Source organism: Enterococcus phoeniculicola ATCC BAA-412, from assembly GCF_000407505.1.
GTDB lineage: Bacteria > Bacillota > Bacilli > Lactobacillales > Enterococcaceae > Enterococcus_K > Enterococcus_K phoeniculicola.
In genome coordinates, this window is sequence record NZ_ASWE01000003.1 from 332,173 (window position 1) to 353,985 (window position 21,813).

General features: G+C 36.0%; 20 protein-coding genes. 11 read left to right on the forward strand and 9 right to left on the reverse strand.

Going from position 1 to position 21,813, the window contains the following annotated elements; translation table 11 throughout:
- Positions 1–201 precede the first annotated feature (201 nt).
- From I589_RS12255 to I589_RS12265, 3 genes are all read left to right on the forward strand, one after another.
- Positions 202–552: a hypothetical protein gene (locus tag I589_RS12255; protein ID WP_010768082.1), complete on the forward strand. Its 351-nt coding sequence runs from the start codon at positions 202–204 to the stop codon at positions 550–552.
- 308 nt (positions 553–860) lie between these two features.
- The gene (locus tag I589_RS12260) at positions 861–1,181 is read left to right on the forward strand and encodes a homing endonuclease associated repeat-containing protein (RefSeq protein WP_010768083.1); all 321 of its coding nucleotides are present in this window, start codon (positions 861–863) and stop codon (positions 1,179–1,181) included.
- 73 nt (positions 1,182–1,254) lie between these two features.
- Positions 1,255–1,788, forward strand: coding sequence for a TetR/AcrR family transcriptional regulator (locus I589_RS12265; RefSeq protein ID WP_010768084.1), 534 nt, complete (start codon positions 1,255–1,257; stop codon positions 1,786–1,788).
- A 99-nt stretch (positions 1,789–1,887) separates the two neighbouring features.
- On the opposite strand, the gene I589_RS12270 is transcribed toward I589_RS12265, so the two are convergent.
- The gene (locus tag I589_RS12270) at positions 1,888–2,706 is read right to left on the reverse strand and encodes a Cof-type HAD-IIB family hydrolase (protein WP_010768085.1); all 819 of its coding nucleotides are present in this window, start codon (positions 2,704–2,706) and stop codon (positions 1,888–1,890) included.
- A gap of 261 nt (positions 2,707–2,967) precedes the next feature.
- Complete coding sequence (locus tag I589_RS12275) at positions 2,968–3,738, reverse strand: MurR/RpiR family transcriptional regulator (protein WP_010768086.1); 771 nt, start codon at positions 3,736–3,738, stop codon at positions 2,968–2,970.
- Between the two features lie 329 nt (positions 3,739–4,067).
- On the opposite strand from I589_RS12275, the gene I589_RS12280 reads away from it, so the two are divergent.
- The 5 genes from I589_RS12280 to I589_RS12300 all read left to right on the forward strand — a co-directional run bounded on the left by I589_RS12280 (position 4,068) and on the right by I589_RS12300 (position 10,168).
- Positions 4,068–5,915: a heavy metal translocating P-type ATPase gene (locus I589_RS12280; RefSeq protein WP_010768087.1), complete on the forward strand. Its 1,848-nt coding sequence runs from the start codon at positions 4,068–4,070 to the stop codon at positions 5,913–5,915.
- A 132-nt stretch (positions 5,916–6,047) separates the two neighbouring features.
- Positions 6,048–6,332: a hypothetical protein gene (locus I589_RS12285; protein ID WP_010768088.1), complete on the forward strand. Its 285-nt coding sequence runs from the start codon at positions 6,048–6,050 to the stop codon at positions 6,330–6,332.
- 12 nt (positions 6,333–6,344) lie between these two features.
- The gene (locus I589_RS12290; protein WP_010768089.1) at positions 6,345–6,578 is read left to right on the forward strand and encodes a heavy-metal-associated domain-containing protein; all 234 of its coding nucleotides are present in this window, start codon (positions 6,345–6,347) and stop codon (positions 6,576–6,578) included.
- 65 nt (positions 6,579–6,643) lie between these two features.
- Positions 6,644–7,312 carry a Crp/Fnr family transcriptional regulator gene (locus tag I589_RS12295; protein ID WP_010768090.1) on the forward strand — a complete coding sequence of 223 codons (669 nt, stop codon included), beginning with the start codon at positions 6,644–6,646 and terminating at the stop codon, positions 7,310–7,312.
- 291 nt (positions 7,313–7,603) lie between these two features.
- Positions 7,604–10,168: an HAD-IC family P-type ATPase gene (locus tag I589_RS12300; RefSeq protein WP_010768091.1), complete on the forward strand. Its 2,565-nt coding sequence runs from the start codon at positions 7,604–7,606 to the stop codon at positions 10,166–10,168.
- Here I589_RS12300 and mafR read toward each other — a convergent pair.
- Positions 10,163–11,596 (reverse strand): global transcriptional activator MafR, encoded by a 1,434-nt coding sequence (gene mafR / locus I589_RS12305; RefSeq protein ID WP_010768092.1) that lies wholly within the window; start codon positions 11,594–11,596, stop codon positions 10,163–10,165. The two genes, I589_RS12300 and mafR, sit on opposite strands and share 6 nt — an antisense overlap.
- A gap of 327 nt (positions 11,597–11,923) precedes the next feature.
- Here mafR and I589_RS12310 point away from each other — a divergent pair, with 327 nt between their 5' ends.
- Both I589_RS12310 and I589_RS12315 read left to right on the forward strand, forming a co-directional pair.
- Complete coding sequence (locus I589_RS12310; RefSeq protein ID WP_010768093.1) at positions 11,924–12,586, forward strand: DUF998 domain-containing protein; 663 nt, start codon at positions 11,924–11,926, stop codon at positions 12,584–12,586.
- 311 nt (positions 12,587–12,897) lie between these two features.
- Positions 12,898–13,341: a DUF7006 family protein gene (locus I589_RS12315; protein ID WP_010768094.1), complete on the forward strand. Its 444-nt coding sequence runs from the start codon at positions 12,898–12,900 to the stop codon at positions 13,339–13,341.
- Between the two features lie 141 nt (positions 13,342–13,482).
- Here I589_RS12315 and I589_RS12320 read toward each other — a convergent pair whose 3' ends face one another.
- Both I589_RS12320 and I589_RS12325 read right to left on the reverse strand, forming a co-directional pair.
- On the reverse strand, positions 13,483–14,385 hold the full coding sequence (locus tag I589_RS12320; protein ID WP_010768095.1) for a UbiA family prenyltransferase: 903 nt from the start codon (positions 14,383–14,385) through the stop codon (positions 13,483–13,485).
- A 52-nt stretch (positions 14,386–14,437) separates the two neighbouring features.
- Entirely contained in the window at positions 14,438–15,235 is a 798-nt protein-coding gene (locus I589_RS12325; protein WP_010768096.1) for a hypothetical protein, read from the reverse strand.
- 570 nt (positions 15,236–15,805) lie between these two features.
- On the opposite strand from I589_RS12325, the gene I589_RS12330 reads away from it, so the two are divergent.
- Complete coding sequence (locus I589_RS12330; protein WP_010768097.1) at positions 15,806–17,725, forward strand: endonuclease MutS2; 1,920 nt, start codon at positions 15,806–15,808, stop codon at positions 17,723–17,725.
- 237 nt (positions 17,726–17,962) lie between these two features.
- On the opposite strand, the gene I589_RS12335 is transcribed toward I589_RS12330, so the two are convergent.
- The 4 genes from I589_RS12335 to I589_RS12350 form a co-directional block, all read right to left on the reverse strand.
- Complete coding sequence (locus I589_RS12335) at positions 17,963–19,066, reverse strand: NADH-dependent flavin oxidoreductase (protein WP_010768098.1); 1,104 nt, start codon at positions 19,064–19,066, stop codon at positions 17,963–17,965.
- Between the two features lie 82 nt (positions 19,067–19,148).
- A complete protein-coding gene (locus tag I589_RS12340) occupies positions 19,149–19,517 on the reverse strand; it encodes a MarR family transcriptional regulator (protein ID WP_010768099.1) in 369 nt (122 codons plus the stop codon).
- 375 nt (positions 19,518–19,892) lie between these two features.
- A complete protein-coding gene (locus I589_RS12345; RefSeq protein WP_010768100.1) occupies positions 19,893–20,429 on the reverse strand; it encodes a DUF5067 domain-containing protein in 537 nt (178 codons plus the stop codon).
- Positions 20,430–20,528: 99 nt separating this feature from the next.
- A complete protein-coding gene (locus I589_RS12350; RefSeq protein ID WP_010768101.1) occupies positions 20,529–21,737 on the reverse strand; it encodes a serine/threonine-protein kinase in 1,209 nt (402 codons plus the stop codon).
- Positions 21,738–21,813: the final 76 nt, after the last annotated feature.

Below are 21,813 nucleotides of genomic sequence, written 5' to 3' on the forward strand. Positions count from 1 at the left end.
GTAAAGAGTCAAAAAAAATTACATAAACAGTGAACTAATTTCTATAAGAATGAACAATCTTGTTATCCTTCGTTATAAATTAAACTTTTAAAGTGAGCTTGTGTGTAAATCAAAGAAATCAAAAGAATGAGCGTCAGAAAATAATCGCATTAAGTAAGACGTTGCGGAAAATAAATATGTTTAGGTGTAAAGGGTAGCTGTATGATGAAAATTTTCAAGAAGAAAAAACTATCTGAAAACCCCTTTCAACAAAGTAGTTTTAAAAAATATTTTGGCTTATCTATAGGGTTTTGGGAGCTTTATTCAAAAATAGATAAAGAAACAGGAGTAAATATTTCTAAAGAGACTGTCCACAAAATTTATAAACAAGTACTTGCCTTACAAGAAAAAAATGTTGTATTTGACCCTTCTATTGAGGAATATGATACAACCTTAAAAATTCATATGAAAGATGGACTTCTAATCATCTATGGCAATTGGAACATGAATGAAGAAGAGACCATAGATGAAATTATTGGTGCGAGACTGTATGAGTATGAAGATAGGACATAACTAATGTCACTTCGTAAACTCTTAATAAAGATTTGGGAGATGTAAAGATGTACCTACTTGGTGTTGCAAATCACGTAATTCCACTTCTAAAAATGCACAGTACCTGTTATCGGAGCTGAACACTTCTAATAAGCTGATAGGAAAGTTGCCGATAAGAGAATAGATGGTAGGAAGATGAAGTCAAATGAACGCTAGTCGAAAGTTCAAGAAAGGCTTTTAATGAAGTTACTAATCATTTAGAAAGATAGACGAAATTATTATTACGTGAATTCTCGTAGTTGAAATAGACGAAAGACAGGAAAAGACAAATGAAAAAATATACAGATGAATTTTTTATCCAGCAGGCACAATCTTTTTACAAAGAACATCAGAGACTTCCAAAAACACGAGATTTTTCATGGGGGAGCACAGCATTACGCCGATTTGGTTCATGGAACTATTTTTTATTAGCAGCTGAGTTAATTTCACCCAGTCAGGAATTAGATGAACAATTAAAAAGAAAAAAAGAGAAGTTGTGGACAGAATTACTTCAAATTACGTATCTTGAAGGTTGGTATGAAAATGAGGAAAATACACGGAGAGTCAGTCATTTAAGAGAAGAAATCGATAAAATAAATAAAAAGCGATGAAATTATTTTTCGTTGAATCAATAAAAAAGGGATGAAAATAGGGACAAAGGAATCGAGGTGAAAAAAGATACCGATGAAATCAGATAGACAAAAACTTTTAAAGAGTGGGTGCCGAGTAGTCGAACAGGTTGGATTTAGAGGCTTGACTGCACGAGCTGTAGCAAAAGAAGGGGCAATATCTACTCAGCCTATATATCTGGTGTTTGATAATATGACAGAATTGCGAGATGAGGTGAGAGACTACATCTTTTCTTTGATACGAACAAATTACTTTAAAGAGAATAAGACAATTTCTTCCTTTTTACAAAATTATACCAAATTTATTCAAGAGCATCCCGAACTCTATCTTGCTTTATTTTTAGATCAAAAAGAGATACGCCTTCAGGCAGAAACTTTTTTCCATCGTTTATTGAAAGAAAGTCTTGAGTCACAAACAGATAGAGTAAGTGAAGCGGGGAGTACCTTTTTACTTTCAAGGATAACAGGAATGGTAGCAAGCTTGATAGAAACAAATGAAATAAAAAACAGACCAGATGTGATTGAAGAATTATTGAAAAAAACGGTTATGCATGACCTTCAAACGTTTAAAGAGTGTATGGAAAACTGAGAGTAGTAAAGAAGTAAAATCAGCTCATAGATGAGAAGGTGGGACATAACTAATTAAGTTATACCCCACCCTCGAACATCATTATTTTTAATCCATCTACTAGACGATTGGAAATAATTCATCCAACGTTACAAGTACTCCATCCTGATTATTTGAAGGGCAGATATAGTCTGCTGCGTCCTTAACGTTGTCTGGTGCATTTTCCATGGCATAGCCCCTACCACAATACTTCAACATTTCAAGGTCATTCCCGCCATCACCAAAAGCCACACATTGTGCAGGTGTAATTCCCCATCTCTGAACCAGTCTTTCTAAACCAGAGGCTTTATGGCAATCTGGAATAATTAAGTCAACTGAGCCATGCCCACTACTGGTAGGAGTTAAGGCACCATCTAGTTTATCCTGAAATAATTCATAAAATTTCTCTGTTTGTTTTACTGGAACAGTGGTTGCAAATTTTAAAATCTGATCTTCTACCTGCTCAAAGTCATCCACCCATCTTATTTTACGATAATAGACACTTGTTGAGTCAAAAAATTCTTCACTCATTTTTCCATGCTCACAGTAGGCACTCTTTAAGCCACACATGACATTTTTCACTTCAGGGTAATCCTTACAAAATTCAAGAACGGATAGAATCGCTTCTCTTGAAATATCACCTGCAAACACAAGCTGATCTTTATCTTTTACGAGAGCACCATTTTCAGCAACAAAACTCAATTCATTATGATAGTCAGGAAAGTGAGAACGCAATTGTTCATACTGATTTCCACTAGCAGCAACAAATTGACAGCCCACTTTTTTCATTCTGGATAAAGCAGCTTTGAATCTTGGAATGTCATAAGTATAATCACCTCGTACAAAGGTTCCATCCATGTCTGCAGCAACTAATTTAATATTGTAGGGGTTAGGATTCATTAGAGTTTCTCCATTCATTATCGTTTTTTTGAAAATGCTTTCTTTACACGAGCGATTATACCATTAATATATATAACTTGTATGTTTTTTTTGTATTAAAAAATGAATTATAAGGAGCTCTTAATGATGTTTCAATATTCAAATGGAATTATTTAATTGAAACAAATGCAAAAAAGAATCTGACTATTTTTATAAATGAAGTCCAGATTCTTTAAAATTGATAGAGTCGCTTTGAAATGAAGGAGAGGGGAAAAGCAGTACTTACAGAGTGTTTTCGTTAGTTGCTTCTTTTACTAATAGAACGGTTTCAAAAATAATTTCACTTGCAACACTAAGCATTAAGCGCGAACGAAGTTTTTTTCTTTTTTGAATAGATTGGTGAACCAATAATGAAATATCACTTAGAGTAGCTAAGGGATTACTTGAAAATCCAGTAATAGAAATAATTTTTGCGCCTTGGACTTTGCATTCCGAAACAACATCTACAATTTGTTTTTCGTTTCCACTGAGTGAAAATAAAAGTAGACAATCTTGTTTGGTTGCAACATCAGGAATGTCGCGGATAGGGAAAACTTCGGTATAATCATTTGACCATAGACCGATATTTTTTAATTTTCGGTTTAACGAATTCACGACACTTGCACTTGAACCAATTCCAACACAAAAAATTCTTCTGCTTTCAAGAATAATGGTGGCAATATTCAACAAAGTATTCTTATCCATCATTTCAATGGTGCGAGCAAAGTCTAAGGTAGTGAGATGAATCATTCCTTCAAAGGTTTGTTCAGAAGAAGTTTTTGCGTCTAAAGAACGATTATTGATTAATGCATACTTAAATTCAGTAAAGGATTGGTATTGTAGTTTCTTTATGGCACGTATAATAGTTGGTGCAGAAATATGTAAGTTTTCTTGAATGATTTTTAATTTTAAATTAGGAACGTCATCGTATTTTAAAATGAAATCAATGACAAGTTGTTCCGTACTGGAAAGTTCGTCGTAATGATTTTGAATTTGGTTAAAGACAGACTCCATCCTAATCCCCCTCCTTCTTAATAATTGTTATTTATAATAGTATAGCATAAAAGAAGAAATTAGATTTATGAAAAAAATTTGAAATATTAAAACAGCGTATTTTTTTAGTATAACTGATTTTTTTAAGAAAAAGGGATCAACTAGATACAAAATCAATGTATCAGAAAAAGGGAAACTAGTTATCTAATAAAAAATAAACAAGAATAATCTATTAAGATAGTTGTTATTTTTTGATAAGCTTAAAAATATTTCTCAAACTTGACTATGATCAAGTTTTTTTGTTTAGGCAATTGTTATACTGCAAACGTAAAAGGAAGGCGGTAAAGTTTATGCAGCGATTTGTAGTAAGTAAAAAAAATCAGATAACTTTTTTAAATGGAGGATTTCTTTTTCTTGCATTGATGGGACATTTTTTGTTGAAAAATACGTATGTAGTTATGGGGGCACTCATTTTAGCATCTGCCATAGGCGTTTTGCCAATTCTTATACAGGCAGGTCAAGCACTTCGAGTCCACGTAATTAGCATTGAATTGTTGGTGAGTATAGCAGTTATTGGTGCGTTTTTCATTCAAAATTATGAAGAAGCGGCAATGGTCACATTTTTATTTTTGTTTGGTGCATTTTTGGAGCAGCGAACGCTAACAAAGACGCGTTCAGCGATTAAGGAGCTAACTGAAATGGTACCAGAGAGCGCAGTTCTCCAGCTATCAAATGGTACGTTTAAAGAAATTGGCATAGATGAGGTGGAAAAGGGTGATTACTTGCTTGTAAAAACAGGTGCCAAAATTCCTGTTGATGGAACTGTTCTAAGCGGAGTGGGTCATGTAAATGAAGCAAGCATCACAGGAGAAGCTATTTCTTTATCAAAAACGATTGGAGATACGGTATTTGCAGGAACTATTTTAGAAAATGGGACAGTTACTATTCAAGCAAACAAAATTGGAGAAGAGACAACCTTTGGAAAAATTATTGAGCTGGTTGAAGAAGCGCAAGATTCAAAGTCTGAAACAGAGCGATTCATCGATCGTTTCTCCAAGTATTACACACCGCTAGTCCTTCTATTAGGTGCTTTTGTTTTTGTTGTTTCACGGAATTTGTCTCTTGCTATTACAATTTTAGTATTAGGCTGTCCAGGAGCATTAGTGATTGGTGTTCCTGTTTCAAATGTTTCAGGGATTGGAAATGGCGCAAGAAATGGAATTTTATTGAAAGGCAGTGAGGTTGTCACACAGTTTAGTAGAGTAGATACAATTGTTTTTGATAAGACAGGAACCTTAACTAAGGGAAATCCAGAAGTAGCTGAACAAATTTGCTATGGAGAAGAAGAGAAAGCATACAGCTATTTAGCTAGCATTGAACAAGAATCAGACCATCCTTTGGCAAAGGCAATCGTTGCTTTTATTGGGAAAACGCCAAAGCAAAAGATAACTCATACGGAAGTTATAAAAGGAGGCGGGATTCGTTCAGAGATAAATGGACAACAGGTACTTGTAGGAAATGAATTTTTAATGAAGTACCATCAAGTAAATCTAACAGAACAGATGAAACGACAGATGAAAGATTTTGAAGAAAAGGGTGATTCTATCGTAGTTACAGCAATCGACAATGAAGTAAAGTTATTAATGGGAATTAGAGACACTATTCGTCCAGGCGTAAAAGAGAATTTAAAAAAATTGAAAAAAATGAGGATAAAAAATCTAATCGTACTTTCAGGGGATAATCAGGGAACGGTGGATTTGATTGCCCAAGAGCTGGAGTTGACCCAGGCACATGGGAACATGCTTCCTGAGGAAAAGGCACAGTTCATTGAGAGGCTGCAAAAAAATGGACAACAGGTTGCTTTTGTTGGAGACGGCGTAAATGATAGTCCATCCTTGGCAATTGCTGATATTGGGATTGCGATGGGAAATGGGACAGATATTGCTATAGAAACCTCAGATGTTGTGTTGATGAATTCAGACTTTACTCGTTTACCTCATGCCTTAGGGTTGAGTCGGGCGACAGCAAAAAATAGAAAAGAAAATATTGTGATTGCAGTGGGAGTGGTTCTTTTTTTGCTTGGAGGCTTATTATTTAGTCAATGGATGAACATGACTATAGGAATGCTGGTTCATGAGGGAAGTATAGTAGTTGTTATTTTGAATGCTATGCGATTGTTAGGGTACTCTGTAAACTAAATAAGAAAACTTGATAGTCATCAATTTTTTATTTTTCATCCTTATCTATACTAGAAAATAGAAAGTGTGTATCATTTGGAAAAATAATGTATCAAAAGTACATTGATAAAATAAAAGAAAGCTGGAATAGATATGTCAAACGTAGCCACATTTTTAATAGAGAACCAAGAAGCACTAGATCTATATACTACGGCAATTACACGTGCACATGGCGCACATCATCCAGAGGTGTTTGAAGTACAATCTATCTATAAAGTTATTCAAGAGAAAATCCGCAAAGGGGAAAATATAAAGGAAGACTTTGTTAAATTACGTGAGATTACAAATGAGTTCTTCATTCCAGATGACGTGTGTCAAACTTTTGAAAAGACCTATAAATTATTTGCGCAAGCCGATAAACTAACTCAAGAAAATTAAGGAGCGATTCTAATGAAAAAAGCAGTAATTACCTTAGAAACTTTAGCTTGTCCAACCTGTATGCAAAAAATTGAGCAGGCAGTCAAACGAGTTGAAGGTGTGGAGAAAGAGAGCGTGAAAGTCTTATTTAATGCAAGCAAATTAAAAGCAAATTTTGATTCAGCAAAGACGTCTCTTTCTACAATCCAAAAAGCGATTGAAGGCATTGGTTATCCTGTGATTAAGGCAGTTGAGAAATCTGCCTAGTTGTACATTTTTAAGAGCAAGTGTTAGGATGGTGTCGGATTCGTTTCTATAAGGGAGGAAAGCTCATGAATAAGGAACATCTTTGTGTGACTCTGGTGCCATTATTTAATCATTTGGAACTAGACGAACAAAAGAAAATTAATCAACTGGTTACCCATCGATTTGCAGAAAAAGGAGAACAAATTTTTACACCAGAATCCGATGCTCAATTAATAATTGTTGCAAGAGGAGCGCTGAAAGTCTATCAGTTATCTGCAAGTGGAAAAGAACAGCTGCTTCGTGTTGTAGAGCCTGGTGGTTATGAAGGTGAAAATCAGTTATTTGGTGCTGTAAATGAAGTCATTTTTGGTGAAGCACTAGAAAAAACAGAAATTTGTATATTAAAAAAATCTGATTTTACTGAGCTTTTATTGAAGTATCCACAAATAACCTTAAAGCTTTTAGAAATAAATGCAGATAAATCATTAACACTCGAACAGCAAACACAGTTTTTAATGATGGAGAAGGTGGAGGAGCGCCTAGCAACTTATCTGCTTAATTTAGGGAAGGCAACGCGCAAAAGTCAAGTCCACTTGCCAATGAAAATGAAAGAACTAGCTGCCTTTTTAGGAACAACACCTGAAACACTCTCTAGAAAATTTAAATTATTGGAAGAAGCGAATCTGATTATTCGTGAAAAGAAAGAAGTTGAGTTGATAGATTGGGACGGTTTAGAAGACATAAGCTTGATATAAAGAAACGATGAGTCGAGAAGACAATACTTCTTGTTAAAATAAATTATAAAGTGATACAAACACGTAAACACGGTGTCGATGCAAATGGTTTTGCACGTGTTCATAGTTTGTATCACTTTTTTGTAGAAACTAACTGCTACTTGAATCTGTTGGCATTCAGTTACAGCGGAAAACTAAAGAACGTTTTGAGAGTCGTTAAGCATTTTTTTCAGTTTTCACTGAAATTATTGACCAAAAAAAAGAAGTATTCTCTCCTATAATCAATGTATAAAGAACGAGGAGGAAATGCCGATGAAATGGTATCAATTATCAGTAAAAGATGTAATGAAGCAAACCGATACAACAACTACAGGATTAACTCCAGCTGTACGAGTGAAACACTTGGAAACAGATGGTTATAATAAAATGAATGAACGTGAGCAGTTAAAAACTTGGCAAAAAGTAGTGAAGCATTTTACCGATTTACTTATGCTCGTTTTACTTGCAGCGGCGATTTTAAAGTTTGTTACAGGGGAGTATGTAGAAGGAAGTATTATTTTACTCGTAGTGATTGTCAACGGCTTTGTTGGTTATTGGCAAGAAAGAAAAGCAGAAGAGTCTTTGGATGGCTTGAAACAAATGATGGGACAAGATGCAGTTATTCTTGTTGAGGGAATGAAGCAAACTGTTTCGGTGGAAGAGCTGGTTAAAGGAGATGTTGTTTCTCTTAAAGCTGGGGATGTTGTTCCAGCCGATTTACGATTGTTTGATGTTCATGAGTTATTAGTAGAAGAGGCTATATTAACAGGTGAATCTGAGCCTGTGGAAAAACATAGTCAGCTGATTCAAAAAGAAGCTCCTGCTGGAGATCAAAAGAACATGGCGTTTTCTGGTACATTGGTACAGGCAGGATCGGCTTTGGGCATTGTGGTTGAAACAGGAGATACAACAGAAATCGGGAAAATTAATCAGGCATTACAATCCGTTCAGTCACAAACAACGCCTTTAGTTAGAAAAATGCATCAGCTTAATAAGCAGATTTTCCGAGGGATTATTGGATTGATTGTCTTTCTTCTCTTCTTTACTGCTTTTCGTTATGGAATGGACTGGCAGTTTATGTTTTCAGCAATGATTGCCTTAATTGTTGCGATGATACCAGAAGGGTTGCCAGCGGTTTTAACGATGATTTTATCAATGGGTGTAAAAGAGATGGCTGACGAGCAAGCGATTATAAAAAGTATGCCATCTGTTGAAACGTTAGGAGCGATGACGGTCATCTGCTCTGATAAAACAGGAACATTAACGAAGAACGAAATGACTGTTATGGACGTAATTACGCCCAATCAAATGCGCGTGACAGAAATTATGAATAATTGTCAGGAGCTTAAATTATCTGATGACCAACTGGTAAGTGAGTTAAAGGGAAATCCAACTGAACTTGCTTTACTGCACTATGTTGAAAAAAGTGAGAAATCGCAATCCTTACGCCTTGTAACAAGTAAGATTCCTTTTAGTTCAAGCTACAAATACATGGCCACTCTTCATCCAGAAGGGGATGAGGCAGTTATTTTTGTAAAGGGAGCACCAGAAGTTTTACTAGGAAAGTCAGCTATGACAGAAAAAGAACGAAATGAGTGGGAAAAGGAAGCCTCAAAATTAGCGAAAAAAGGGCAGCGGGTATTAGGATTTGCTTATAAGCTTATAGCAAAAAATCAGGAACTGACCCATGAGTGTCTTACTGAATTAACGTTTAGCGGGTTAGCTGGAATTATCGATCCACCTAAAAAGAGTGCTATTCAGGCAATAAAAGAGAGTCAGGCAGCTGGAATTGTTGTGAAGATGATTACAGGTGACCACAAGGATACAGCGCAAGCCATTGGTCGTGAAATAGGTTTAAAGCATACAAACACTGTATTAGAGGGCATTGATATCGACCGTATGGGAGAAGAAGAGCTTGCAAAAATGGTTCAAACAGTAGATGTGTTTGCTAGAACAACGCCAGAGCATAAGCTGCGGATTATCACTGCCCTACAGGCAAATGGAGAAGTCGTTGGGATGACGGGAGATGGCGTAAACGACGCGCCAGCACTGAAGAAAGCAGATATTGGGATAGCGATGGGAATTAAAGGAAGCGAAGTCAGCAAACAAGCAGCAGATATGGTTCTTGCAGATGACAATTTCCATACGATTGCTAAAGCAGTAAAAGAGGGCAGAAGAATTTTTGATAATTTGAAAAAGACGATTAACTTTTTCCTCCCAACCTCTTTAGCACAAGGATTAGTCGTAGTATTCGCGTTATTGTTGAATCAGCCTTTGCCATTAACCCCTATTCAAATCCTGTGGGTGAACATGGTGAGTACCATTACTCTTTCTTATGCATTAGGCTTTGAAAAGGCCAGCAAAGATACGATGAATCGACCGCCAAGATCAGCAGATGAAGGGATTTTATCAGGATACAGCATGTTCCGAATTATCTATGTGTCACTCCTCATCATGATTCCAGGTTACTTGCTAGCTATGCAGTTCACAGGAGAGTCCGTTCAGCAGACGATTCTTTTGCAGAATATTGTTCTTGCTCAGGCAGTCTACATGATTAATTGTCGAGAGTTGACAGAGCCTTCATTAAACAAAGGTCTCTTTAAAAATAAAGCTTTGTTTATCTCACTAGGAATCTTGGCTGTCATTCAAGCTGGTGTAATCTATTTACCAATCGTACAACAATGGGTAGGAACTACTGGCTTAACTGGACAACAGCACTTGGTTATTTTAGCCAATGTTCTGCTACTGTTTCTCATTGTTGAAGGAGAGAAAGCCATAAGTAAACGACTATCGGCAAGACAAACACAACGGTCAAAAGAACAACGTGATTGTTTATAAATAGTGTTTAAGAGTGAGCTCGGTTAACTGCCGCAGCTCATTTTTTGTCGGCATGGTAGAAATATAACAAATTGGGACAGATACCTCCTCCAAAAGAAAATTTGAAACAATCAGGTCCTGTGGTTGAAAAAGAGTCTGTGCCACTTGGGAAAGTTCAAGTGAAACCATGGAGACTCTTCGACCCAACAAATCTGTTAATTCTTGTTGTAGAAAAGCTTTCCAAGCAGGCTCACCTTGGAAAAGAAAGTACACAGTCATAACTTTCGGCTGATAAGCGAATAGTGCTTGCTGCTCTAAAAGTGAAATTAGATTCATGAGATAGGCAGGATTTTCTAAATGAACAGTATCTTGAATGATTGTTAGGATTTCCTCATCGTTTTGATGGCGGTCACTCTGCTTTCTATCGGTTAATAGCTCTTGATACTCTAGTTGAAACTGTTGAGAAAGTAAGGTAGATTCATTATATTTTAAGAGAAGCAGTGTAAGATTTTCCGTTAGCTTTGATTCTTGTAAAGGAATATTTGACCGGCAAATTACTTGCTGAGTTAATTGGTCTGCAACAGAATATAAAGTGGGATACATACTATGCAAGTTGATTTTATTTCCAAACGTATTGTTGTAATTCCAGCTTTCCAAAAAGCAAAAGAAAGCAAAGAAGCATTCTTCATTTTGCAGATAGATTCCTTCTGTTTGATATAAACGGGTTAGAGGAGCCGCATATAGGGCATATAGTGAGTCCTCTTCGTGAAATGAAAAGGTGTTGATTCGACAATTTGCCTTTATACGGATGGTGTTAATGAAAAACCAGCAGGCACCAAAGATTTGTTCCGTATCTACTGATAAATCTGATTGATTCAACCGCTGTAAAAATTGGAAGTAATGCTCTTCGTGAATCGAGTAATCATCAAAAAAATAGTTATTGTGAGTGAAGGGGAGAAGCAGTCTATGATAAAAAATCCGAATAGCACTTTCATCTCCACGAAGTTCAGCGGTCTTTGCACCTATTTTAATTTGAATATCAAATTCCTTTAGCTGCTTATTTATTTTTGCTGTATGTCGTTTCAGGGTCTCCAGTGATAAGCCATTTTCGTATAAAAAAGAAGGGGTAGAGAGTGTCTGGGTGAACAATAGAGATTTGATGAGCTGCACGCTAACCGATTGAGTAAGAAACACGGTTAATAGTTCGTTGGCTAGTTTTTTCTCTGTATTTTTTAGCTGAATTCCTTGACTGCTGGAGTCAATAAACCAGCCTGTTGGCAGTTGATCACGAATTAGCTGAAGATCAGAAAAAATGGTTCGTTCGGTTGTCTGTAATTCTTGAGCTAGCTCTTTTGCTGTAATGCTAGGATAGTTTAATAACTGCTCTAATAGAGAAATTTGACGGAGCATATCTTTTTCAGTAATGACTTTTTTTAGCATGGAATACATTGAAAAACCTGCCTTTCGATTGAAAATCTAGAGTTGGAAAATATTACTTATAAAATAGGAAAATTGTTATGATTCGCCTATTTTTTAACAAATAACTCATAGATTTTTTCGTAGTCCCAACGCGTCTAAAACTTGCCTCTATTATACTGAATAAAGGGGAGAAAGGGAATTTAAAACAAGAAAAAACTAAGTATAGGAAAGTCGTAAAAAATGCATAGTTTCTATTACTATTTCATTAACACATTGGGAAATAAAGGATTATAATAAAAACAGGCAGAGTAGAAAAGTATAAAAAGTGCCTGAGGGGTTGCATCAGGAGGAATTATGATGAAATTTTTGAGTAAATATGGTTTTTATTTTTTCTTAGCGGGCATCCTAAGCGATTTATCCACCCCCTATATTCTAGGCATGTTTTATCCTGGATTGAATCAATTTGAGCGTGTAATTAGTACCTTTGGGGATGTCGCCAGTCCTGTTCGAGGAGCTTTTCTAATAGTTTCTGTTATTTCCGGCAGCCTATTACTACTTGCCGTTCCGGCAGTTTATCGAGTATTTAGCCGACATTCTGTAAAGCTGGGTGTAATTGCTTTATTGAGTCTAGGATTTTATGCGATAGGTGATTGTATTTTTACAGGACTATTTAGTATAAATACACAACAAGAAACGTGGGGAATTTCCACATGGATTCATAATATTGGTTCAGGGATTGGGTATGGAGGATTTTTATTATTTCCATTTTTAATCGTTATTTATTATTTGAATAGAGAAGAAGATAGCAAGAAGCGATTTTACTCTGTTTTGCTGTTGATGAGTTTATTTTTTGCAGCTGTTTACGGGTTCGCCCGTGTACCAGAGGTCAATCATCTACCTTTTCTAAATCAGTTGGGATTATGTCAGCGAGTAAGTTATTTATTTACGTATCTTCCAGCAGCATTCTTCGCATGGAATCATCTACGTGAAGCAGGACAAGAATTGTCTAATGAAGAGTAGCAAAATGACTAATGAGTACAGAGGGACTAGGGATGAATGTAGATGCTTAATTTCTATATAGAAAATTAAATGGAACAGAATAGAAACAAAAAGTAAATTCTGGGAGAGTCTATACGCTTCAATAGACAGGATACTTGTAGTTGGAAATGTTGTTATTGAGAAGTAGACGTACTAGAAAATGTTCAAAATAGTTATAAAGCTCAGTTGAGATGTGAACTTTACTTTCCGAAAAAATAAACAGATAATAGATATTTCAGGAATACCTATAGATTTTATTTGATAATAGGATTTTATTTGCAAGGAGTGAGTGTATGGAAAAAGAAGAGTTTACGTTTTTTTGGGAACTCAATATTGAAGAATTTATTTTAGAAGAACGACAAAAACAAGATGAAAGTCGAGCAATAGATGAAAACGATGCTCTTCTTATAACACATATCTATGAATATTGTCGGGAAATAAAGACAGTGATTAAAGAAGTGAGTCCTGAAAATTTTAGTGATTCAGCAAAAAAAATCTTTACATTGGATGCAAAAATTTCTTATTATCTCTTCTTTCTAATCTATGATTGTGTAGTCGATGCTGAAACATTAGAGAAAAATAGTGATCGAGATGCGATTCGTGACTATTATGAGACAAATGATATTTTTGAAAATTTAGACTTAGATAAGCATAAAGCAATAAATTGTGTACGCTATCCAGAACAGGTAAAACGCTGTATTTTTGACGAGGTGCAAGAAGATACTAGATTTCGGTAGAGTAACAGTAAACGATATTTTTATAGGATTATAAGTGATGAAAAAAGAGACGACAAAGAGTGATTCTTGAGGTATTCCTCTAGTTAGATCAAGAAAATCTAACTAGAGGAACACCTTATCTTTGCTGCCTCTTTTTTGAATTTAAGAGAAAAGTGTTCCAATAAAATAAAAGACGGGATAGCCTACCATCAATAAGGACATACTTTTTAGAACCAATGGAAAGGTTGTTCGTTTCTCTTGTTTGTTGAAATATATTTTTAGTTTTGGCAAAATAAATGGAAGAAATCCTACTAAGAGTAGAACAGACCAAGGCTCTTTTTTGAGAGAAACCTCAATAGCAATCCAAATAAAGATAATTGCTGTAGATAGATGAAGAAGAAGGACGCTTGATTTCTTTCCTAAATAATAAACGAGTGTTTTTCGTCCATTTCGAATATCCTCTTCCAAGTCGCAGGTGTTATTTGCCAGCAGGTTGTTGAACATGCAGAGAACCATTGGGAAAAAGGCCAAAAAGCTATTCAACAGAAAAGAACGATCTAAAGTGACTGCATCATAGCTTACCAGATAAGCACTCATCATAGGAATCATGAAGCCGCTCAAGACAGCAGGAACTGTTTCAGCAATGGGCAAGCTATTGATTGGTCGTCTGCCATAGGAATAGCCCAGACCCACATAGTAGCCAACGACACCTAAAATAAGGACATAAAAATCTGAATAATACGATAAGAGTAGTCCGCTAATAAATGAAAGACCAAGAAAAAGAAAAAAGATATTTCGAACAGACCTTAATGATAGATGCTCACGACCAATAATGTTCGTTTCTTGGCGGTAGGCTTGGTCTTTTGCATTTTGGTAGTCCATGTAGTTATTAAAGATGTTCACAGCGATATGAATGAATAAAAGCGTAATGGTAAATAGCAAGACACGCCAACTGAAAAAAAGCCCATAGTGAAAGCTTGAATAGGCCATCCCTAATAGAATCAGAAATAAATTGAGCGGAGCGGTATAAATTTCACCTAGCTCCCATAAAATCTTAAATGACATAATAAAATCTCCTTATAGTAAAAAATTGGGTTGAATGAGCAAGGCGAACGTACTATTCAATTTTCGTCCAGTCCTCTATAGTTCTTCCAGAAGCATCTTTTAGCTCTAACCAGCTGTTAGTCCCGGCAAAATAAAGAAATAAACCTACTTCATTTACACTTTTCAAAACTAAATCTTCCGTTGTGATAAATTTTTCAAAGACAGAAGCGTTGTCTGCTCTGATTTTTTGCCCCATTTTTGCAGAGAAACCAAGCGAACCATCTTTATTTAATGGCGGCTCAGGCATCATAACTGCCCCTTTTTTTATGAGCATTTCATTGCGCTTTTGCCAAAGAACGGTTGCTTTGCTTTGTCTGGTATCTACAAAAAATTCTATTTGACTAACCTCTTTACTCCATTTATGACGTGTTTTTCCAGTTTTTTTATTTTCTATAAGTGACAGATTTTCAAATGTATAACCAAATGTTGAAAAAACAGATAAAAGCCAATCTTTTGTGTTAGAAGCTGTAACCTGTGCATTTTTTGGGATATTTATTTCAGGAGATAGTTTTTTCATTAATGTGTGTGCATCTTTTGCTTCATCAAAGATCACCTGTTCAAGGTAGTCAAGTTCGTCCTCCCAAGAAAAAGAGACTGTGATAATCTGGTCAAAGTCAATTGACAGGTTTTCTGTTAAATCACTTGTTTTTCCGATAGCGAGAAATTGTCTTTTTTTCAATAAAAAAATTAGCGCAGGGGTTGATTGAGCTGTTGGGAAAACAGGCGTATCAACAATTGTGACAGTCGGTGAATTTTTTGACGAAATCACCGTTTTTGCGTCAGTTACATTTACAGTTAAAGTAAATTCCATAATAACTCCTTTGTATTCATTGATGTAGAAATAGAGGGGTCCATCAGAGAAAACCTCTGCCTGATTTTACCACGAAGGAAAGGATTCACCTAAAATTATGCAGTAAAAATAGCAGCTGAACAAACGAAAAATTCCTTAATAAAAAGGGAATTTTGATTATAAAAAAACATATTTTTATGTAGTTTTTGAAGTAGATAGTTAAGTAAGTATCGTGAAAATTCCCTACTAAAGTTGACATTTAGAGTTGAACTTGTTATATTCTTCTTGAGAATAAATCAAAGACCTAGAGAAGAACGGGGACTGTTTTGTGAGTGTAATAGGTATCTAATTCATAAGTTGAATAGCTAATAGACCAGATGGTTTATTTGGCGTGCTTATCAAGTGATACCTGTCGATTATAAAAAATGATTGTATTTTACAAGTGCAGAGAAGACTTCTCTCATCGTTTCTTGAAATACAGATAATTATTTAGACTGGGAGCATAGTGATTTCCAGTCTATTTTTTTGTATACCACTCTAGGGCAATGTATTTATTTAGACGGGTATCTCTTTTTTGAAAGGATGAAAGAGATGATTAACGAACAAACTATAAAAAATTTACAATTTGACCAAATGATTCGAGAAGTTCAAATTCGAGCAATTGGAGAGTATAGTAAACAACGAATTGAGCAGATGGACCTCCAAACGAGTGTCTCTGCTGTGGAATCAAGACAACAGGAAACAAGAGAAGCGAGGCTGATTATTGATAGTGGTCAGCATGTCCCTTTTATGGGACTCACTCAGATTCACCGATTAATGAAAGAAGTAGAAAAAGGTCTGCTTCTAACACCGGGTGAATTAATTGAAGTTGCTGATTTTTTAAGGAGTAATCGAATGATTCAAACATTCTTTGAAAAAAATCAGTATCAAACACCACTTCTTTATATCTACAGTAAAAATTTATCAAGTTTTCTAGCTATCGAGGAAAGTATTTATCAGAAAATTCAGGGACAACGGATTTTAGATGATGCTTCAAAATCGTTAAGACGCATTCGAAAGCAGCTAAATGAAAGTGAAAGAGCAATCGAAGAAAAACTCCTAAAATTCTTGCGACATCCAAATAACAAAACGATGATTCAAGAAACGATGATTGTAAAAAAAGGAGAGCACTACACGATACCCATTAAGGCAAGCTATAAAAATAAGATTTCAGGGAGCATCATTGAACAGTCTGGAAAAGGACAGACCGCATTTATTGAGCCTGCTGCTGTTGCAAAGCTAAATGAACAAATTGCGTTGTTAAAAGCAGAAGAAGTAGCAGAGGAGTATCAGATTTTGGCAGAGCTGAATGGTCTCTTAAGTGAACATGAGCTGTTAATTACCAATGGAATTGAAGCTGTTACAACGTTTGATATTATTTTTGCTCGAGCGAAATATAGCAGAGAGCTTGATGGAATCACGCCAAAAGTAAATAAAGAAGAACGGATTTCTATCAAACAAGGAAGACATCCTTTACTTCCTCCAAATGCTGTTCCTCTTGATTTTCAAATTGGTGCAGACTATCGTGGATTGGTGATTACAGGTGCAAATGCCGGGGGAAAGACACTCGTATTAAAAACAGTGGGGTTACTGACGTTAATGACCATGTTCGGGTTGCAAATTCCTGCAGAAGAAGGAACTGAGATTGCCATTTTGGATCATTTATTTGTTGACATTGGTGATCAGCAAAATCTGGAAAATGCGTTGAGCACATTCTCTGGACATATGAAAAATGTTGCGGCCATTTTAAAACAAGTGACACGGCATACCCTCGTTCTTCTTGATGAAATTGGAAGCGGGACAGAACCAAATGAAGGAGCGGGGCTAGCTGTTGCGATTATGGAGAGTATGTATCAAAAGGGTGCACTAGTTGTTGCAACGACACATTATGGAGAAATCAAACGTTTTGCCGAGGAGCATGAAGATTTTGTTCCAGCAGCTATGGCGTTTGATCGAGAAACGCTGACGCCAAAGTATCTTTTACAGGTTGGAAAAGTAGGAGATAGTCAGGCGTTATGGATTGCTAAAAAAATGGAAATGTCGGATGCATTAATTCAGCAAGCTGCCAGCTATATTGCTCATAAAAAATATCCGACAGAAAGAAAACTATTTTCAGCAAACAAACAAAAAAAGACCTTGAGTGCGCAACGACTCGAATATGAAGAGCGCTATCACAAAGGGGATAGAATTGTTTTAACTGAAACAAAAGAAGTCGGACTTATCTATGAAGATCATGGGGAATTGACAGTAGAAGTATTTGTAGCGGATCAAATGCGTACCGTTCAACGACGAAGAATTCGGCTAAAAGCCAAGGCACAAGAGCTATATCCCGCTGAGTATGACTTGGAGAGTTTATTTGTAGACTTTCAAACAAGAAAAAGGAAAAAAGATATTGATAGAGGTTCTAAAAAAGCACAAAAACAGTTAGCAAAAGAAGCAAAAGAGCGGATGCAACGAAATCAAATAGAATAAAATTCGTAAAGCTAATAAACAGATGTGTAAATAAAAACTGAATTTTAAAAAGCACAGGTGAGAAAACTTCACAGCGTTTACCGAACGTTTGCAACGATAAAAAGACTCAATGACTACAAAATCTCCTAAAAACGAAACAATCAGTTTAGTGGAGGATAGTCTATTGAGTCTTTTTTTATTGTAAAAATACTGACTTTCTAGGAAAAAATGAGGAGAATGTCTGTCAGTAAGTTGGGTTTATTTCAATCGTTCCGGCATCATTCCTTGCAGAAAGCCCCATACCCCATTACTGATTTTTAATTCTTCTCTATCGTATGAGGACAACTCTCGGCGAATGAGATTTTCTTGGTTATCCAAAATTTTTTGTGCCCAATGCGGATCAATTAATACAGAACGTCCAACAGCAATCAACTCTGCATGAGTTAATACGTTTTGCACATCGTGTTTTGTTCGAACATTTCCTACCCCAATTAATGGTAGTTTTCCATTGATTCTTTCATGGATATAAGCAAGAATGGTTTTTTCTTTATAGTCTTCACTTACCGAAATACGTGTATAATCATTCAATGAGAGATGCAAATAATCTAACGGCTTATTAGAAAGCTGATCCACTAAATAAAAGGTGTCAGACAAACGAATCCCCGGTTCTTCATATTCTTCTGGTGAAAATCTATATCCCACAATAAAATTTTTCACACCAGACGCATCCACAACGGAGGTAACACCATCCACTACTTCATTAATAAATGTAAAACGTTTTTCGAGTGTCCCACCCCAAGCATCAGTTCGTCGGTTGGAATGTGGAGAGAAAAATTGTTGAAGAAGATACGTGTTTGCCCCGTGAATTTCAACGCCATCAAATCCTGCTTCGATTGCTCGGCGAGTGGCGTCTTTAAAGCCTTCGATAATTTCTAAAATCTCGGTTTCTGATAATTCTCTAGGCATTTGTGCATCGGGTCTTTCGGCAGGTACCGCACTGGGAGCTACGATTTGGGCGCCGCCTAACACCTTAGAATCAGTCATTCTGCCACCATGAAAAATTTGAAGGATAGCTTTAGTATGATTTTTTTTAATGGCAGCGGCGAGTTTTGCTAAACCTGGAATGAAGCGGTCATCATAGGCACCTAACTCCCCTTCCCATCCTTTTCCACTTTCATGAACATTAGCGGCAGCTGTTATAAAAGCCCCTACCTCGCCTGAACGTAGGGAATAATAATCTAGTTCATCTGTAGTGATAACCCCATCGTAAAAGGACATTTTGGTCGTCATAGGTGCAATCACCAGTTTATTTTTTAATTGAAGTCCACGTTTGAACGTGAAAGGTGTATCAAATTCGGTCATAAGAAGAGCCTCCTAAATTTTATGTATGCACATGCATGTATAATGTAATAAAAAAAAGACGAAACGGCAAGCATTTAGTCTCTTAAAGAAATTCTTTTTGCAGCAGCATTTCAACTTCTTCTTGAACAGCAAGTAGTTCTTTGGCCCCTTCGTCTGTCAAAGTAACGTAAACACCACGTTTATCATCGGTGCAAATAGTTCGTTTCATTAACATGGGGTGTTTGTCTTCTAATCGCTTGATGAGACGTGAAAGAGCGCTTTGACTTAAACAAAGATGTGTTTGCAAATCACTAATGCGCATGTGTCGTCCGTGTTGGTTTAATTGATAAAGGGCATAATATTCGCTCAATGAAAGCTGGCTTTTTTTCTTCAATAAGGTCTCTAGATGTCCTTCAATCATCGATTGTTTCTTAGCATAATCAATCCATTGGGAGATAATTGGTTCTTTCATATCAACAGTCCTTATGTATATTTCCAATAGTTAGGTTAGCTCTATTGTGCTTGTTTTTTTAAGGAATGTCAAAAGGAAGTGTTTCTTATTCTTCGATAGTAAAATCTGGTTTGCAAAATAAAGGATTGAGAAAATCCCAACAAAAAAACCAATCCCTTTCATATGAGAGAGGATTGGCTTTTTAAAGAAAATACACGATTGTGGCTGGCCGTTCATTTACTGACTGTTAAGGAGTAAAGTAGCCTATTTACGGACTAAATAACTAGACTTTCACCTAAATATGTCCATAAAATGATGCCATCTATTCAGAATAGAATATTCTGTGTCTTCAAAGAGACAAAAGCCAGTTTTTCGAAAAAAACTGGCTAACCACCGTTATTGAAGGGTGAAATCTTTTTTTAGTTTCTCTTTATTACCGAAAAGTTTTGATACTTCAACTGAGACAGGAGAAGTGGTATCCGATAATTTATAAGGAACTTTCAATTCAAGCGTTGCGCCAGGCTGAATCTCTGTCATTGAGTCTACATATCCGCTGTCTGACATAATTGCTAGAGAGAGACCCACCCCATTTTGAAAGGCTTTGTCAGAAATTTCAGTCATGAACATCGCATTTTCATCACCATTATTTGTAAATTCATAGGTTACAACCCCAACATCTGACCCTTCGTAGTCTTTTGCCAGTTCAAGATTCTTGATGGTTACATGATAATCGCCTAAATCTCCCGTGTCAGTTGCTGCAGGTTTTTTTGATTCTTCTGTTTTATCAACAGATTCCTTATTCGTTTCTTTTTTTGTTACCGTTTCTTGCTTTGCTTTTTCTGTCGTTGGCTTTTCCTCATCTTTTGACCCCAAATTTGCAATGATTCCAATAACGACAATAATTCCTAATCCAATCAAAATCTTTTTTTTCATTGTTTTTCAATCTCCTCTTGTTATTTAGTCCGTGTTGCTGACTAAATCATACAAAAGTAAAAACAGAAAATCTTATGCAAAATGCATAACTGAGAATGCTTAGCTCAAATTTGGAGAGATGGCAACATAAATAAACCAAGCGATAAACCAAGCAAGAAAAAATAAACTATAAGCTAATACATGATCTCGCTTTCTGTTTGATTGTAGAAGGGGGGTGTAGAGACGAATCGTTTTTAAGCTTGTAAAAAAGAAATAAGGCGCGAAAATTAAAATAAATACGCCAAGATACCAAAAGAATGTTTCGTTAGGTGTAAACCGTTCTTTTACTCCTCCTATAGCACCCATCGCTATCAGTACGTAACCAAAAATAATGACTGCTTTTTTAGGAAGAGACATTGAACGAAAGTCGTCAAAATAAGTAAATAGAATAGATTTGGTTACTTTTTTCTCTACTTGTGTTTTTTGGTAAAGGCGTTTAGAAGCATTCTGTTTTTTACCTGCAGGTGACGCTTGATAAGTCTGTTCTGTTGGTTGCGATTTCGTCTGGGCTTTCTCATACGGCCGATTGGCTTGTGCTTGTACAACAGATTGGTAAGAGGCCAGGTTTATTTTGATGGCACGCTTCATTTCTTCTGCGGTTTGGTAGCGGTCGGCTGGATCCATTTTTGTTGCATGAAGAATAATTGCTTTTAGTGCGTAATTATTTGGCAGCTTTGTTTGAGGATACTCTTTTACCGCACAAACATTCATTACAACACCTAATGAATAGAGGTCACTTCGGCTATCTGTTTCAGCAAATCCAAATTGTTCGGGAGAAGCAAAGCCAACAGTTCCTAGTAACGTAGTGTCATTTTCTTTTTTACCATTAAATTGTCTAATGGCATCAAAATCAATCAGTTTTATCCGATCATCATTGGAAATCATGATGTTTGAAGGTTTGATATCTCGATGAATGAGTCCTGATTTATGTAAAGAAATTAACCCATCCAACAATTGAAGACTCATTTCATAAATAAACTTAGTTGACAAACCATCACTTGATTGAAGAAGGGTATTTAGGTTTTTTCCATGAACATATTCTTCGTAGACGTAGATGGTTTCTTCTATTACGTGAATTTCTTCAATTTTTGCAATGTGTGGATTACGGATTGTCATTAACGTGCGTAAATTTGCTTCGAGTTCTCTAGGATATTTTTTTTGCACCCAAAATTCACCAGATTGGTTATTCCGGACAAGAATAGGGCTGTCAGGCTCCGCCGTTAATGGCTCCAGTTCTTTATATTTATCTGCCTGCCATAATTGATCCATCGTTTCGCCTCCAAGAGTCATAGTCCAATTCATTATAGCAAATAACGAATAGTTGCGATAAGTTTTTCTCGTAGTA